Source organism: Actinosynnema sp. ALI-1.44 (assembly GCF_001984155.1).
In the GTDB taxonomy this organism is placed as follows: domain Bacteria; phylum Actinomycetota; class Actinomycetes; order Mycobacteriales; family Pseudonocardiaceae; genus Kibdelosporangium.
Genome location: NZ_MTQO01000036.1, coordinates 14661 through 28887, shown reverse-complemented (window position 1 = coordinate 28887; position 14227 = coordinate 14661). Strand labels below are relative to the sequence as shown.

Genomic DNA, 14227 nt, shown 5'->3' with positions numbered 1-14227 from the left:
GCCGTCGTCGGACGGTCAGGTGTCGCGCTGCTCAAGTCGGTTGCGTACGCCTGAACGGTCGACGTTCAGGCGTGCCAGTAGCTGTCCCACTGGGTCTGGGTGCTCGCACTCGAGGAGCGCGCGCAGCAGATGGTTCGGCGCGGTGCGCCGAGTTCTGGCGGTGGTCGCGTTGACCGCGTGGTTGAGGATGGACCGGGCTTTGGAGCTCAGCGCGCTCAAGGTCACCGGCGGGTGTCTGCGTGCGACATGAGCTGTTCGAAGTGCTTCGACGTCGAAGCCGATCGCCGCCAGCGCGGCGTGATCGAGTGCGTCCAGGGCCGCGCGGGCGGTGTCGAGGTCGAATCCCAGTGCTCGCGCGGGGAGCGAGTCCGGGTCGTGGAGCAGGCCGAGCAACAGATGCTCGGTGCCCAGGCGTCGGTCGCCACGGCGTCTGGCTTCGTCCAGGGCTGCCGTGACGATGACCGCGAAAGGGCTTTTCCTGATCATTCGCTGGAACACGGGCGCTCACTTCCCGTACTTCGCGTGCACGGACTGACGGGACATGCCGAGCGCGTCGCCGATCTGCTCCCAGGTCCATCCCTGCTCCCTGGCGAGCGCGACCGAGGTCGCTTCCACCCGTTCGGCCAGCCGGTGCAGGGCACCCACCGCCCGCAACCCGACAGCGGGGTCGGTCGCCCTGACGCGCTCCGACAGATCACCCAAGTCCACACCTGTCAGTCTAGCTTGACAGGGAGCTGTGTCAGTCTAGCCTGACATGAAGTGAGGAACGGAGATGACAGTGGATGTCCCGGCAGATGTGGTGGTGGTAGGAGCGGGCCCGACCGGGTTGATGCTGGCGTGCGAACTGCGACTGGCGGGTGTGCGCCCGGTGGTCCTGGAACGACGCGCCGAACCCGGCCAGATCCCCAAGGCCAACGGACTGGGCGGCCGGATCGTGGAGATGCTGGACTACCGGGGTCTGCTGGACCGGTTCCGCGCCGAGGCGTCGTTCGTCGGACCGTTTCCCGGCTTCCCGTTCGGTTCGGTACCGCTGAACTTCGCCACCTTGGACTCCAGTCCGCTGCTCGGGATCGCGATCCAACAGCCGCGCATGGAAAAGCTGCTCGGTGACCGGGCGCGCGAACTTGGTGTGGAGATCCGGCGCGGGCACGAACTGCTCGACTTCTCCCAGGACGACGGGGGAGTCACGCTCGATGTGCGTGGGCCCGACGGCGACCGTCAACTGTCCACCCGCCACCTGGTGGGGTGCGACGGAGGACGCAGCCTGGTGCGGGATCGGGCCGGGATCGGGTTCCCCGGCACCACCGACTCGGAGGTGTTGCGGCTCGGGCACTTCACCGCACCCGAGGCCGGCGGCATGTTCGACGACCCGGAGGTCGAGGTACCCGGCTTCGGACGCCTGCAACCGGGATGGAACCGCACTCCGCTCGGCAGGTTCATCGTCACCACGCTTCAGCCCGGCGTCCACGTCGTCGGCGTCCGCGAGAACGATCAGGCGGAGGCCAGCCTCGCCACCCCCATGACGTTGCAGGAGTTCCAGGCCAGCGTCCGGCGAGTGCTCGGCACGGACCTGCCGCTGGGCGAGCCGATCTGGCTGTCCCGAACGGTCAGCCAGGCCCGTCTGGCCCAGACCTACCGCGCCGGACGTGTTCTGCTGGCCGGTGACGCCGCGCATCTGTTCCCCGCCGGCGGATCGTCGCTCAACGTCGGCCTGCTGGACACGGTCAACCTCGGCTGGAAACTGGCCGCCGAGGTCCAGGGTCGGGCACCGTCCGGGCTGCTGGACACGTACCACGCCGAGCGGCACCCGGTCGCGGCGCGAGCGCTGATGCAGACCCGCGCCCAAGCCGCACTGGACCGCGCGCCAGGCGAAGACGGCGTGGCGCTGCGCGCCCTGCTCACCGAACTCGTCCAGTTCGAGCAGCCGCTACGGCACCTCGGCGAGATACTCCACGGCTCCGACATCCGCTACCCCATGCCCGGCGGCGGCTCACACCCGCTCGTGGGCTGTTTCGTGCCCGACCTGGCCCTGACGACCGCCGACGGTCCCACCCGTGTAGCCGAACTCCTGCGTACCGGCAAGCCCGTACTGCTCGACCTCTCCGACCGCCATGACCACCACCATGCGGCACACGGATGGACAAATCACATCACGATCGTCACCGCGCACAACGACCAGGCACCCGCCGACGCGCTGCTGATCCGGCCAGACGGCCACGTGGCCTGGGCAGATCAAACCAGCGCACCGCAAGGAGCAACCGGGTCCAACTTGCATGACGCACTGTCCCACTGGTTCGGCCCCTGCCAGCCACGTTGACAAGCCAGTTCCGAGCCAACGGTGCAGGCACAGGGTTCAGCCGGTCTCGGCGGCGGTGTCACGCGGCGGCAGGAACGGTTCCTTGTCCGGTGGCTGCCCCTGCTCGATCTGCTTGCCACGAGCCAGTTCCGCGTCGAGTTCGGCGCCGAGCAGCACCGCGAGGTTGGAGATCCACAGCCAGATCAGGAAGACGACGATCCCGGCGAGCGAACCGTAGGTCTTGTTGTACGAACCGAAGTTGGCCACGTACAGACTGAAACCGGCCGACGCGAGCAGCCACAGCAGCACAGCGAACGCACTGCCCGGCGTCAGCCACCGGAAACCGGGGTGCCGGACGTTCGGTGCGGCCCAGTACAGCAGGGCGAACGCGAGGCTGATCAGGATCGCGATCACCGGCCACTTGGCGATGTCCCAGATCAGCACACCGGTCGACCCGATCCCGAGCACCTGCCCGGCCCGGTCGGCCAGGCCACCGGTGACCACGACACCGATGGCACACACACCCAGCAGGGCGACGATGCCCACCGTGATCCCGAGCCGCAACAAGATCGTCTTGACCAGCGACCGGCCTTCCTCGACGTCGTAGATCGCATTGGCCGCACGGATGAACGCGCCGATGTACCCCGACGCCGTCCACAACGCCAGCACCAGGCTGATGATCGCGAACGGCCCGGCCAGGTGGCTGGCGTCCTTGAGTTCACCGACCGCGTTGAGCACGAGGTCGCGGGCCGGTCCGGGCGCCATCTGCTGGATGCTGTCTGTCAGCGCCTTCGTGGACTCCGGCCCGAGCAGAGCCAATAGCGACGTCAGCACGATGATGCCGGGGAACAACGACAACACGCTGTAGTACGTCAGCGCCGCCGCCCAGTCGTCCACGCTGTCCTGCCGGAATTCCCGGACGGTCCGTTTCAGCACCGCCCACCACGAGCGCTTCGGTAAGTCTGTCGGGCCCTTGATGTGTTTCGCCATGGTCACCTCCCTGCGCGGGAGTACCCAGAGCGAAAACGGCCATGCGTCTTACTGGGTTCTGGGTGACACGGATCGGGTGTGGGTCAAGCTGGTCGCCGACGGGGAACCGGCCCTCAAAGTCCGGACCGGGCAGATGCTCGACCTTGACAGCCCTTACGATTGATCTTCGTCGCCACGCAACCGTGAGCCTGCTTGTTCTTCCAGCCACGCGGAAGCCATCAGTTCCCCGTCAACGGCACCGAAGTGGTGCAACGCCGCGCGATGCAGATCAGTGACGGCCGATGTCAGAGAATGGGGAGTGCCCGCCCGATCGGCGCTGTGCTCGATGGCGGCCAGTTCCTCCACGCACCGGTCCAGGCTGAAGTCGCTGAGATAATCGCCCTCCAGCAAGGCTGGCAGATGACGGGTGACGAAGGCGCTGTCACCCGCGCTACCCAGCAGAACGTCACGCATCCGTTGCGGCGATCCACCGTGTCGCTGGGCCAGCAACAACGCCTCGGTGGTCAGCGCTGCCTGGCCGAACCACAGGAGGTTGACCAGGAGCTTGGTCAGATACCCCGTCCCGTGATCTCCGAGGTGGTGGATGGTCCCCGCGAAGGAACGCAGAACCGGAACGGTTCTCTCCAGAACATCGACTTCGCCGCCCACGTACAGCGTCACCGTGCCGTCCCGCATGGCTGGCACTCCACCTCCGCAAGGCGCGTCGAGGTAAGCCACGTCCCGAGTTCGCGCTCGGCGTGCACACTCCTGACCCAGTTCGAACGACGCGCTTGTCAGGTCGACCCAGACCGCTTCGTCGTGCACGGCTGACAGCAGCTGATCCGAATCGAGTACGAACTCTTGGAGCTCAGGGTTTCCCGGCAACACCGTCAGAACGACGTCGCTGCCAGCCACTGCCTCCGATGGGTCCGCTGCCCATCTGGCGCCCGCCCCGTCGACCGCCTCGCGGCGCTCCGACCGGATGTCGGTAGCGACGACCTCGTGCCCAGCCCCCACCAAGCGAGCCACCATAGGGGCGCCCATCCGGCCGACTCCGACAACACCAACGCGCATGGACACCTCCGCTGCTCCTCCGGTCCAGTACCAGGACATACCCGACAGTGGCGTGGTTTACCGCGTGACCAGAACTGGGTAGTCGCTGGGTGGTGTGCACGGAAGGACGGTGGCGCCCGCGATGGGTGACAGGTCTACCGAGGGCGACGCAACGTCAGGCATGGCGTTTGACGCTGATATCGCGGTGTTGCGTACCCGTATCCGCCTGCAGGCCGAGCGTCTGCGCACGCAGGCGCATGAACTCAGGATCGTTCAGTCCCGAACGGCGACGGCTTCCCAGGGCTTCGATAGGGAAGCCGGAAGGCAGCCGCGGCTTCGTCGAGATCGGCGATCGAGCCGAGGACTCGTTCCAACTCGCCGATCGCCTCGGCCGGGTTGCCCTGGTCGTATGCGGTCAGCGGCGCGAAGTTGAGCGCGGTGACGTTGTTCCACATGGTGGGCATGTCGGCTGGTTCCGGCCGGACCACCACGGGCAACCCGTGGTGCTCGGTCCGGGCTGAGATCGTGTCGGCGACCAGTTCGCTGAGCAGACCGGGCATCGGGCGCTCGGCAACGACGGAGACACGGAGGAGGAAGGCGCGATCCGTGTACCGTCGCGCGGCGTCGGAAGCCAATGCGTGCGCTGCGATGGCGAACTCGTCCGGTGGACGGGCAACGCTCCACACCCCGGTGGGAGGCGGCCCCTGCCGGGCGAGGCGGGCGAGGTCAGCCGCTCGGGCTGCGAGGTGGGATCGCAGGCCGGGCCCGATCGGGTAAGGCGCGACGCCGACCGACACCATGGCGTGAAAGGGCAGTCCGCCAAGTTCGGACCACAAGGCGTCCCAAGGTTGCCGCCGGTAAGCCAACGGCGTTACGGCTGTCAGCCAAGGATTCCGTGCGTCGTCCCGGCTGGTTCGCTGTACCGTCATCCGCTTGCGAACCTCGGCGATTCCCGCACTGTGCGGCTGGAACGGCTCGAGAACCCGGTGTGCCAGCGCCGGGTCGGTGACCGGCTCCGATGTGAGGTGCCTGGGCACGATGCCGAGTTGGGTGCGCGCGGTGAGCGCCTGACGTTCGGCTTCATCCCGGTTGGTCCCAGTGGTGCGCACGATCAGGAACGCATCGAGACACGACTCGCCGGGGCGAGTGAGGTAACGCATTTCGACGTTGGCGCCTGTCCGGGCGAGTGTGTCCCAGCACGACCGCAGCCAGGCCGAGTCGTCGGGCGCCAACGCGGGCCGATCGCCGCCGTGGAAATGCACGTCCCCATGGATCTGACCGGCCTGCACCATGTTGTGGGCCGTTCCGGAGTAGTCAAGGTGGACGGGGGAGGCCGGTGCCTGCCGCTGGGACGTTTCGGTGTCGCCACCCTTCCGGACAACCTTGAGCGGCGTGACTCGATTCGCCGCCCAGGCCCACCACTGGCCGCCGCCCTGGGCGGAGATCACTCCAGTCATCGCGGTGCGGGCTGTTGTGGCCACGTGTGCTCGCCACCAGGTTGCGGAGCCGCGCTGTAGGGGAGGTTTTCGATCGGAGGCAACCCGGACGGGAAGCCGTAGTCCTCAGGAACGTTGATGTCCTTGACGGCGGTGTGGAGCGCTTCGCGGCAGATCGCGTGCACGGCCTCCCGCATGGCTTTGAGCTGTTCCAGGTTCAGGATCCGCCCGATCGGATCGGTACCCGCGCCGTGTGCCGAGCCATGCAACCGCTGCCGCAGCAGAACGCTTCCCTTCCGGACGCGCCACATCGTCCACCCCAGGTACAGACTGGTGCCGTAGCTGAACACGGAAACGTAGATGTAGTGGTATCCGTCGACGAGGACCAACCGGTTCCCGGTCCCGCCGAGCGTGGTCCTCCGCCGCGTCAGGTAGTTGTAGATGGGGAACTCGCGCTCCCGCAGCCGACCGGCGATGTGGCTGTACACGGAGTCCGCGGCCGCTGCCTTGCCTGCCAGCAACGTGCACCATTCGCTGATCGCTTCTTGTTTCTCACCGCTGAGGAACGCGGCCCAACGCACGATGAACACGACAACCGCGAGGACGAGGCCGACGATCAGGATCACGGCGCTGTCGTCGGAGCTGCTGCGCGTCGTCGTCGCGACGAACCCGCCACTGAAGATCCACATGGCGAGGAACAGCACGAACGTGCCTATCGCCAACCTGATCGCGCTCCGCGACACCGCCCGCACATCGTTGTCGGCACTCGATTCCTCGAGCAGCAGGTCCGTCGGGGTGTGCCTGAGCGTCTTGTCGAGATACGACGCGTCTCCGTCTGTGGCTTCATCTTCCGGTGCGTTCGCCATGTAACGAACTCCTCCCGAGGCGAGTCGGCTGCGGAAGGTTACACCCAGCTGGAAAACCTGGTTCACCGGGAGGCCACAGCGGCGTCGGCGAGTCTGGTTCAGCCGCCGCGGCGTGGATCCCAGCTGTACAGCTTGGCCAGCAGATCCTCACCGGTGCTGAAGCCGGACGGATCCCCATCCGGTCCCTTCCACCGGGACAACCGCACCACATCCGCCGTCCGGTCCGCACGCCGAGCCGGGTAGGCGGCGAGCGCGTCCGCGGTGCTGGACGCGTCGAGCAGGCATTCGGTCAGCACGACACTGTCCTCGAAGGCCATGCCCGCGCCCTGGCCAAGGGCGGGTGTCATCGGGTGGGCGGCGTCGCCCAGCAACGTCACCAGCCCGCAGGTCCAGTCGGCCGTGGGCTCGCGGTCCCGGATGTCGGTCAGCACGATCCCCTCGCGGATGTCCGTGCCACGGATGACGTCTCCGATGTCGGCATCCCAGTCCTGGACCAGCTCCACCAACTCGGCGAACGCCTCGTCGGGTGCGCGGGCGGGCCAGTCGCCTGCCGGAGCCATGATCTTCGCGGTCCAGTAGACGTCTCCGCCGCCGACCGGCGCGGCGAAGATGTCGAGGCCGGGCCCTTTGACCACGAACCCGGACGGGAACCGGCTCGGCGCCCTGGTCCGGCAGCGGATCGTGGTGAAACCGCAGTACGCGGCCCGACCGTCGGCGAGGACACGCTGCCGGACGCCCGAGTTGATCCCGTCTGCGCCGATCAAACAGTCTGCCCACAGCGCGTCCCCGCCCGACAACGCGACCTTGACCTGTCCGCCGTCGTCGAAGTGGTCCTCCACGGCCACCCCGGACAGGATCGTCACCCCGTGGGCCAAGGCCTCCTCAAGCAACGACTGCAGCAGCGCCGAACGCAGCAGCGAGACCTGCGGTGTCCCGAACCGTTGGCCGAGTTGGCCTACCGGGTCCTCGGCGAACACCTTCCCGTCCGGGGTGAGCAGCGGCCGTATCTCGTCAGGGGCCGTGACGTGCCCCGCCGCGCGGACGCGCCTGCCGAGCCGCGGACTGATCGTGTCCAGTGCCTTCACTCCGTTGGGATACAGCATGATGCCGGAGCCCGCCTGGTCCACCCGGTTCTTCCTCTCGACCACCGTGACGAGGAAGCCGTTGCGGCGCAATATGATGCCGGTGGCGAGGCCCCCGATTCCGCCGCCGGCGACCACCGCGGCCGTCACGACTGCTTCACCCCCACGTGCAGGCCGTGTGCGACGGCGAGGTCGCCGAATCGCTGGAAGCGCGTGAACCCGGCCTCCCGCATCCAGTCCTCGTAGGTCGACCACGAGTAGAAGGTGCCGTGTCCGGAGGCGATCGTCAGGTAGTACGCCGGGAACAGGACCGCGTAGTCCGGGCCGTTGCGCTCGTCGTTCTGCAGCGGGTCGAACAGCAGTATCCGGCCCTCGTCCGGCAGCGCGTCGTGCACCTTCCTGATCAGCTTCCGGTCCTGCTCGGGGGACCAGATCGGCAGCATGTGGGCCAGCAGCGCGGTGTCCGCGTCGGTGGGCAGCGCGTCGTCGAACACGTCACAGGCCTGGACCGCGATCCGGTCCGAGAGGCCGTGGCTCGCGATGTTCCCTGCAGCCTCGGTGACCACCTTCTCCAGGTCCAGCACCGTGATCCGCAGATCCGGGTACCGCTTCGCCAGCGTGATCGCGTTGGTGCCGGTGCCACCCCCGATGTCCAGCAGATGATGGCTGGTGGCCAGCACATCGGTCCTGATCAGATCGGCCAGTACGGCGTTGGACGTGGCACGCAGGTGGTCGTGCAACGATCGCAGCTTGTCCGGATCGCTCTCCAGCCGGTCGTACAGGCTGTCGCCGTTGCCGGGGAAGTGCTCAAGGCCGAGGTTGGCCGACTGCCGTGCCGCGGCGATGAACTCACGCATCCCCGGGTTGACGATGTCGTGGATGAACGGCAGGTGCCTGCCGTCCTCACCCTTGACGAAACACTGGTCGACCAGCGGGGCGTTGGACATGCCGGACTCGTCGCCCAGCACCAGCCCGAGGCCGCGCAGGCCGGTCATCAGGATGTCGCAGGGGTACGGGTCCAGCCCGATCGCCTCGCCGACGTCCAGCGTGCCCGCTCCCGGAGTCCGGGCGAGACAGTCGAAGACTCCCAGTTCGCTGGCCGCGTGCAGCATCTCGAACGCGATGGACCCGTACATGATGCGGTACAGCTGGTCCTCGGTGATCTCGGAACCGGCGGACATGGTGGCGCTCCTTTCTTTCCCGGTGCTACCGGGCCGGTGTCAGCAGGCGGCCGGTCGGGCTGCCGAAGTGGGCCCGTTCCTGGTTCCACATGACCTCACCGGCCCTGATGGTCGTCAGGACCCGGCCGGTCATGCTCCAGCCCTCGTACGCCGACCAGCCGCACTTGGCGTGCACGTCGGCCGAGTTGAGCATCCAGCGCCGGTCCGGGTCGAAGATCACGAGGTCCGCGTCGGCGCCGGGCGCCAACCGCCCTTTACCTGGCAGGGTGAACAGATCCGCCGGACGCGCCGCCAAGTGGTCGACGAGCCTGGTGATCGCGGTGTCGGGGTGCTCGTCGGGCCAGCGGCGGCGCATGCCGGTCCAGACCGCCGTGGCGAGTTCCTGGACGCCGGGCAAACCCGGTGGCGCGTCGGCCACGTCGCGGGTCTTCTCGGCGTACGTGTGCGGCGCGTGATCACTGCCGATGGTCGCTGCTTCGCCTGCCCGCAACGCGGACCAGAGCCGGTCCTGGTCGGCTTGGCCGCGGATGGCGGGCGACAGCCGTGTCCTGGCGCCGAGCCGCAGGGTGTCGGCGTCGGTGAACGACAGGTGGTGACCGGTCACCTCGAAGGTCACCGGTAGTCCGGCGGCCGCCGCGGCGGCCATCAAGTCGGCCTCCTCGGCACTCGACAGGTGCAGGACGTGCGCTTTGGTGCCGTGCCGCCGAACGAGAGCGAGAACCTGCGCCACGGCGGAGATGCCGCCGCTACGGGGGCGCCGGCGCTCGTAGTCCCGGTAGTGGGCGGGTTCTCCTCGCCACTGGTCGAGCAGGTCGAACAACGAGCTGTCTTCGGCGTGCAGCACCAACTGGATGTCGTTGCGCGCCGCGGCCGCGAAGATCTTCTCGAGCTGGTCGGGGGTGCGCACCACCGTCGGTGCCGTGTGGTGCCCGGCCATGAAGACCTTGGCGCTGGTCGCGGTCGCGTGATCCACGTCGGCCAGCAGTTCCGGCCGGTCCGGGTCCGCGCCGTGGTGGAACCGGAAGTCCACAAGGGACTGACCGGTGACCAGGTCCGCCTTGGCCGCCAGCGCTTGCGCGTCCAGGCCGGGTGGCACGGTGTTGGGCATGTCCATCACGGTCGTGACGCCACCGGCGACGGCGGCTCTGCTGCCGTGCGCCCAGTCCTCCTTGTGCTCCAGGCCTGGCGTGCGGAAATGGACGTGCGAGTCGATCAGCCCCGGCAGCACGTAGTGGCCTTGGGCGTCGATCACCGGGACATCGGCGGGTACATCCGCAGTGACCTCAGTGATTCGCCCGTCGGTGACGAGTACCGAGCTGTTCTGTACGCCGTCGGGCGTCACCACCCGGCCGCCTGTGACCGCGAGGTTCACGTGCGCCATGCGTTCGTCACCAACTCTCGGCACAGCTCGTTGGTGGGGCCCATCAACGCCACCGCGCGGGCATCGGCCAGCAGCCTGTTGACCTCGTTGCCGACGACGTAACCCGCCGAGCCCATCAGCCGCGCCACCTCAGAGCCGACCTGCTCGGCCACCACGGAGGCGAACAGCTTGCTGTGCAACGTGGTCATTCCGACGTTCGGCGAAACCCGTTGCCCCGCGCACGTCACCAGCGCCCGAGCTGCCTCCACCCGGGTGGCGAGGTCGACGAGCCGAGCCGCGGGCAGCTTGCCGTTGGCCACCCGCGCGGCGGCGAGGTCGAGCAACGCCTGCCCGATTCCCACTGAGACAGCCCCCAGGGTCACGCCGGACTCCCGGACACCGGCGATGATCGCCGGTGCGTGGCCCACCGGCCCGAGCCGGTCCGCGTCGGAGACCTCACACCGCCGCAGTGTCACGAACCCGGTCGCCGAACCCCGCATGCCGACCAGGTCCATGCTGAGATCCGGGACCACACCCCGGCTTTCGGCAGGCACGAGGAAGAAGGACTGCCCGGCCGAGCCGTAGTCGCTTCGAGTGTTCTCGTGCGGCGGTCCCGTACCGGCCAGCACGAGGTACAGATCGGCCACCCCGGCTCCGGTGGTGAACGACTTGGCGCCGTCGAGCACCCAGCGGCCACCGGGTAACGGCGTCGCGGTCGTGCTGATCTTCTTCTTGGCCGCGCCCGCGCCTGGTTCGCTCCACGCCGACGCGGCGAGCAGGTCCCCGCGGGCCAGCCGGGGCAACAGCCTGTCCTTCTGTGAACCGGTGCCCCATTCGGTGATCCGCGCGCTCACCGCGAAGTGCTGGAACACGATGATCGCCACGGAGGGGTTGACCGTCGCCACACGCTCGACCACCTGGTTGACCAGTGCGGCGTCGCCCCCGCTGCCGCCGTACTCGACAGGCACACCGGCCGCGAGCAGACCCGAGCGCCGAACCTCATCCAGCACGGCGCGATCCGGCTGTCCACTGCGGACGGTGTCGGTAGCGGACCCGTGCAGCAGGGCGGTCAGGCCCGCCGGGAGGAACCGGGCCGGCTGGGTCACATCGAAATCGACAGACATTCGGACAGCTCCTTCACCTGGAGGTCTGCGAGCGGCTGGAGCAGGAACGAGCCGTAGAGGGTGGCGCGCCGGTTGCCGACGGTGATCCAGCCGAGTTCACGCCTGCCGTCGACCACCCGGGTGGCCGCCGCCACGGACGAACTCCCGCCCGGCGTGTCGATGCGCACGGGACCGGACGAGAAGGGATCGCGTCCGGTGACCTGCCAGGGAATCGTGCCGGTGATGCCGGTCGCGGCACCGAGGCACGCGGCTCCGGTGAGCGCCAGCGTGGGATGCCAGCTGGGTACCGAGATCGCGCGTACGGCGATCCGGCCTTGGCCCAGGGGCAGGGTGACGGCGATCTTCGGGAACGCGCCCCTGGCCGACCAGCCGAGCCGGGCCGCGGCGGTGGCGCGGATGTCGACGAGCCGGGCGTACAGGTCGGGGTCGTCGGCGAACAAGTCCTCCTTGGTGGTAACACCAACCGTCTCGGCCGCCACGAACACGTACGGGTTCCCGGCCGAGACGAGCGACACCGGAACCTCATCACCGTGCACGTCCAATGTGGTCACCGGCTGCCCGGTCAGCAACAACTCGCGGAACGGCATGGTCGGCTGGTGCACGAAGTGGACGCTGAACCGCGCGTTGTCCCGGTGCACCTCGTCGATCTCGCACACGACGTGGTCGTCGTTGTTCCGCACGTGCACCCCGACCCGCACGCCGGGGGACAGCCTCGGCAGCATCCCGGACGCGGACGCGGCCAGGATCGACGACAGGATCGAATGCCCGCAGGAGCCGCGCAGGTCGAACCGGCCGGGTCCGTCCGGCAGCGCCTGCACGAACCGGTAGTCGAGATCGAACATCGGGTTGTCCGACGGTCGCACGAGGGCGATCTTGAGCACATGGCCGCCGCCCGCGTCCTCCAGCCACCGGCGGACATCGGTGAGCGCGGCCAGCAGGTTCTCCTCGTCCTGCGGCATGTGGTCGGCGTCCAGCACCAGGGTGGGGCACGGACTGCCTTCCGCGTACGCGAGATGACCGATCACGACGTCACCTTCCCTTCCACTGTGGACATGCTCGGCGACATCCGCGGCCGGGGACCGCCGACGAACAGCTCGCGCCAGACCTCGTGGATCAGCAGCGCCCAGATGGTCAGGGCCACGGTGCTGTCCGGGGACGTCGCCTGGGTGGTGAACAGCCGCTGCACAGCCCGGGGGTCGAGCTGGCCCGCCCGGCGCAGCCGTTGCGCCGACAGCAGGTCCCTGGCGTACTCCCACAACGGCCAGCCCGGTGCGAGCATCGCGACGATCGGCAGGGTGAAGGGTTGCTTGGGCCGGGTCAGCACCGCTGAGGGCAGCCGGTCGGCGGCGGCCGCGTACAGCGCGCGCTTGACCTGGTCGCCGTCGATGCGCAGCCGGTCGGGCAGTGCCCGGCCCATTTCGACGATCCCGCGCTGGCAGAACGGCAGCCGGGCCTCGACCGAACTGGCCATGCTCATGTGGTCGACCCTGCGCAGGTGGTACGCGGGCAGCCGGTAGGCCAGCTCGAACCCGGTGATCCGGTCCAGCACGCTGCCCGAGCCGTGCCGTAGTGCCGCCGTGGCCGCCGCAGGCAGTGCAGGACCGGCGTCGTCCAGTGCGAGGGCGTAGTCCGACGTGTACAGCTTCGCCCGTTGTCTCGCGGGGAGGACGGCCACCTCGTCCAAATAGGATTCACGCCACGGCGCGCCCGTCTCGGTCGAGCGGGCCGCGCTGCGCATCCGCCCGTACCCGCCGAACACCTCGTCGGCCCCGTCGCCGGTCAGGACGACCTTGAACCCGGCGTCGCGGACGTGCCGGAACAGGGCGTGGCTGCTCAGGGTGATCGGGTCGGCGTTGGGCTGCCCGAGGTGCCGGACCACTTCCGGCAGCCGGTCGGGGAAACCGGCCGGGTCGATCTCGACCTGGTGGTAGGTCGCCCCGGTCTCGGCCGCGACCAGGCGCGCGAACCGGCGTTCGTCGTCCGGCCACGAACCGGTGTAACCGATGTTGAAGGTGTGCAGATCCGGGACGACGTCCGCGGCCAGCGCGGTGACCAGGCTGGAATCCAGCCCACCCGAGGTGATGGTGGCGACGGGGACGTCGGCGTCGAGCAGTCGGTGCACCTCGTCGCGCAACCGCTCCTGGAGCGTGACGCCCGCCGATTCGAGACTCGACGGCACGACCGCTGGGGGATCGGGGCGTTCACGCCGGGTCAGGCACAGCCCGTCGCTGTCACAGACCATCGTGGTGGCCGGCGGTACTGCCTTGATCGCGGCGAACATGGTCTGATCACCGAACGGGGTCTTGGCCGCCAGATAGGAATCCAGGCCGGGTGTCCACTCGGTGCTCGGCACGGCGTCGACGGCCAGCAACGCCGGGATCTCCGAGGAGAAGATCAAGCCGCCGGTCCCCGGGAACCACGAGTAGAACAGCGGCTTCATCCCGATGTGGTCGGTCGCCAGCACCAAACGCGGCCGATGACGCGTGTCCAGCACCGCGACCGCGTACATGCCGTCCAGGTGATCGGTGAAGCAATCACCGTAGAGGTCGTACAGCGCAGGCAGAATCGAGCCGTCGCAGTGGTCCGCGAAGTGGTAGCCGCGGGCGCTGAGCAGCCTGCGCAGCTCGTGGTGGTTGTAGATCTCGCCGTTGAACACGACTTTGACCTGCCCGCCGGGCAGTTCGTACGGTTGCGTGCCGCCGGCGGGATCCATGATCGCGAGCCGGTTCGTGCCCAGTGCCCACGTCGGGCCGGTCGTGCTCCAGTGCGCGTCCGGACCGCCGTGCCGCTGCAACGCCGCGACGTTGTCCAGTTCGGCCTGGGAGACCGTCGAGCTGAAATGTCCGTAGATCCGGCACAT

The 14227-nt window shown here is 68.5% G+C and carries 13 protein-coding genes; 1 reads left to right on the top strand and 12 read right to left on the bottom strand.

The window, feature by feature from the left end; translation table 11 throughout:
- Positions 1-15 precede the first annotated feature (15 nt).
- Entirely contained in the window at positions 16-498 is a 483-nt protein-coding gene (locus tag ALI144C_RS09635; protein ID WP_237774071.1) for a Clp protease N-terminal domain-containing protein, read from the bottom strand.
- A gap of 6 nt (positions 499-504) precedes the next feature.
- Positions 505-708 carry a helix-turn-helix domain-containing protein gene (locus ALI144C_RS09630; protein ID WP_076986694.1) on the bottom strand — a complete coding sequence of 68 codons (204 nt, stop codon included), beginning with the start codon at positions 706-708 and terminating at the stop codon, positions 505-507.
- Positions 709-772: 64 nt separating this feature from the next.
- Between ALI144C_RS09630 and ALI144C_RS09625 the strand changes: the two genes are divergently transcribed.
- A complete protein-coding gene (locus ALI144C_RS09625; protein WP_076986693.1) occupies positions 773-2317 on the top strand; it encodes an FAD-dependent monooxygenase in 1545 nt (514 codons plus the stop codon).
- A gap of 36 nt (positions 2318-2353) precedes the next feature.
- Here the strand turns inward: ALI144C_RS09625 and ALI144C_RS09620 are convergent, their stop codons facing one another.
- The 10 genes from ALI144C_RS09620 to asnB form a co-directional block, all read right to left on the bottom strand.
- Entirely contained in the window at positions 2354-3286 is a 933-nt protein-coding gene (locus ALI144C_RS09620; RefSeq protein WP_076986692.1) for a YihY/virulence factor BrkB family protein, read from the bottom strand.
- Positions 3287-3439: 153 nt separating this feature from the next.
- Complete coding sequence (locus tag ALI144C_RS09615; RefSeq protein WP_076986840.1) at positions 3440-4339, bottom strand: NAD(P)-dependent oxidoreductase; 900 nt, start codon at positions 4337-4339, stop codon at positions 3440-3442.
- Positions 4340-4581: 242 nt separating this feature from the next.
- Positions 4582-5799: a hypothetical protein gene (locus ALI144C_RS09610; RefSeq protein WP_143230539.1), complete on the bottom strand. Its 1218-nt coding sequence runs from the start codon at positions 5797-5799 to the stop codon at positions 4582-4584.
- Positions 5772-6620, bottom strand: a complete 849-nt coding sequence (locus ALI144C_RS09605; protein WP_076986690.1) for a hypothetical protein — start codon at positions 6618-6620, stop codon at positions 5772-5774. Before ALI144C_RS09605 ends, ALI144C_RS09610 begins: the two co-directional genes overlap by 28 nt.
- Positions 6621-6718: 98 nt before the next feature.
- Positions 6719-7852, bottom strand: coding sequence for an FAD-dependent monooxygenase (locus ALI144C_RS09600; protein ID WP_076986689.1), 1134 nt, complete (start codon positions 7850-7852; stop codon positions 6719-6721).
- Positions 7849-8883, bottom strand: coding sequence for a methyltransferase (locus ALI144C_RS09595; protein WP_076986688.1), 1035 nt, complete (start codon positions 8881-8883; stop codon positions 7849-7851). The genes ALI144C_RS09600 and ALI144C_RS09595 overlap by 4 nt, the downstream gene beginning before the upstream one ends.
- 25 nt (positions 8884-8908) lie before the next feature.
- Positions 8909-10264 (bottom strand): dihydroorotase, encoded by a 1356-nt coding sequence (locus ALI144C_RS09590; protein ID WP_076986687.1) that lies wholly within the window; start codon positions 10262-10264, stop codon positions 8909-8911.
- On the bottom strand, positions 10252-11367 hold the full coding sequence (locus tag ALI144C_RS09585) for an acyl-CoA dehydrogenase family protein (RefSeq protein ID WP_076986686.1): 1116 nt from the start codon (positions 11365-11367) through the stop codon (positions 10252-10254). Before ALI144C_RS09585 ends, ALI144C_RS09590 begins: the two co-directional genes overlap by 13 nt.
- Positions 11346-12392: a PrpF domain-containing protein gene (locus ALI144C_RS09580; protein WP_076986685.1), complete on the bottom strand. Its 1047-nt coding sequence runs from the start codon at positions 12390-12392 to the stop codon at positions 11346-11348. Before ALI144C_RS09580 ends, ALI144C_RS09585 begins: the two co-directional genes overlap by 22 nt.
- Positions 12389-14227 (bottom strand): asparagine synthase (glutamine-hydrolyzing), encoded by a 1839-nt coding sequence (gene asnB, locus ALI144C_RS09575; protein WP_076986839.1) that lies wholly within the window; start codon positions 14225-14227, stop codon positions 12389-12391. The genes ALI144C_RS09580 and asnB overlap by 4 nt, the downstream gene beginning before the upstream one ends.

Bases quoted from the DNA above. Each gene is read 5' to 3' on its own strand.
- ALI144C_RS09625 (WP_076986693.1), top strand. From the start codon at position 773: ATGACAGTGGATGTCCCGGCAGATGTGGTGGTGGTAGGAGCGGGCCCG.
- ALI144C_RS09620 (WP_076986692.1), bottom strand. From the start codon at position 3,286: ATGGCGAAACACATCAAGGGCCCGACAGACTTACCGAAGCGCTCGTGG.
- ALI144C_RS09615 (WP_076986840.1), bottom strand. From the start codon at position 4,339: ATGCGCGTTGGTGTTGTCGGAGTCGGCCGGATGGGCGCCCCTATGGTG.
- ALI144C_RS09605 (WP_076986690.1), bottom strand. From the start codon at position 6,620: ATGGCGAACGCACCGGAAGATGAAGCCACAGACGGAGACGCGTCGTAT.
- ALI144C_RS09595 (WP_076986688.1), bottom strand. From the start codon at position 8,883: ATGTCCGCCGGTTCCGAGATCACCGAGGACCAGCTGTACCGCATCATG.
- ALI144C_RS09590 (WP_076986687.1), bottom strand. From the start codon at position 10,264: ATGGCGCACGTGAACCTCGCGGTCACAGGCGGCCGGGTGGTGACGCCC.
- ALI144C_RS09585 (WP_076986686.1), bottom strand. From the start codon at position 11,367: ATGTCTGTCGATTTCGATGTGACCCAGCCGGCCCGGTTCCTCCCGGCG.
- asnB (WP_076986839.1), bottom strand. From the start codon at position 14,227: ATGTGCCGGATCTACGGACATTTCAGCTCGACGGTCTCCCAGGCCGAA.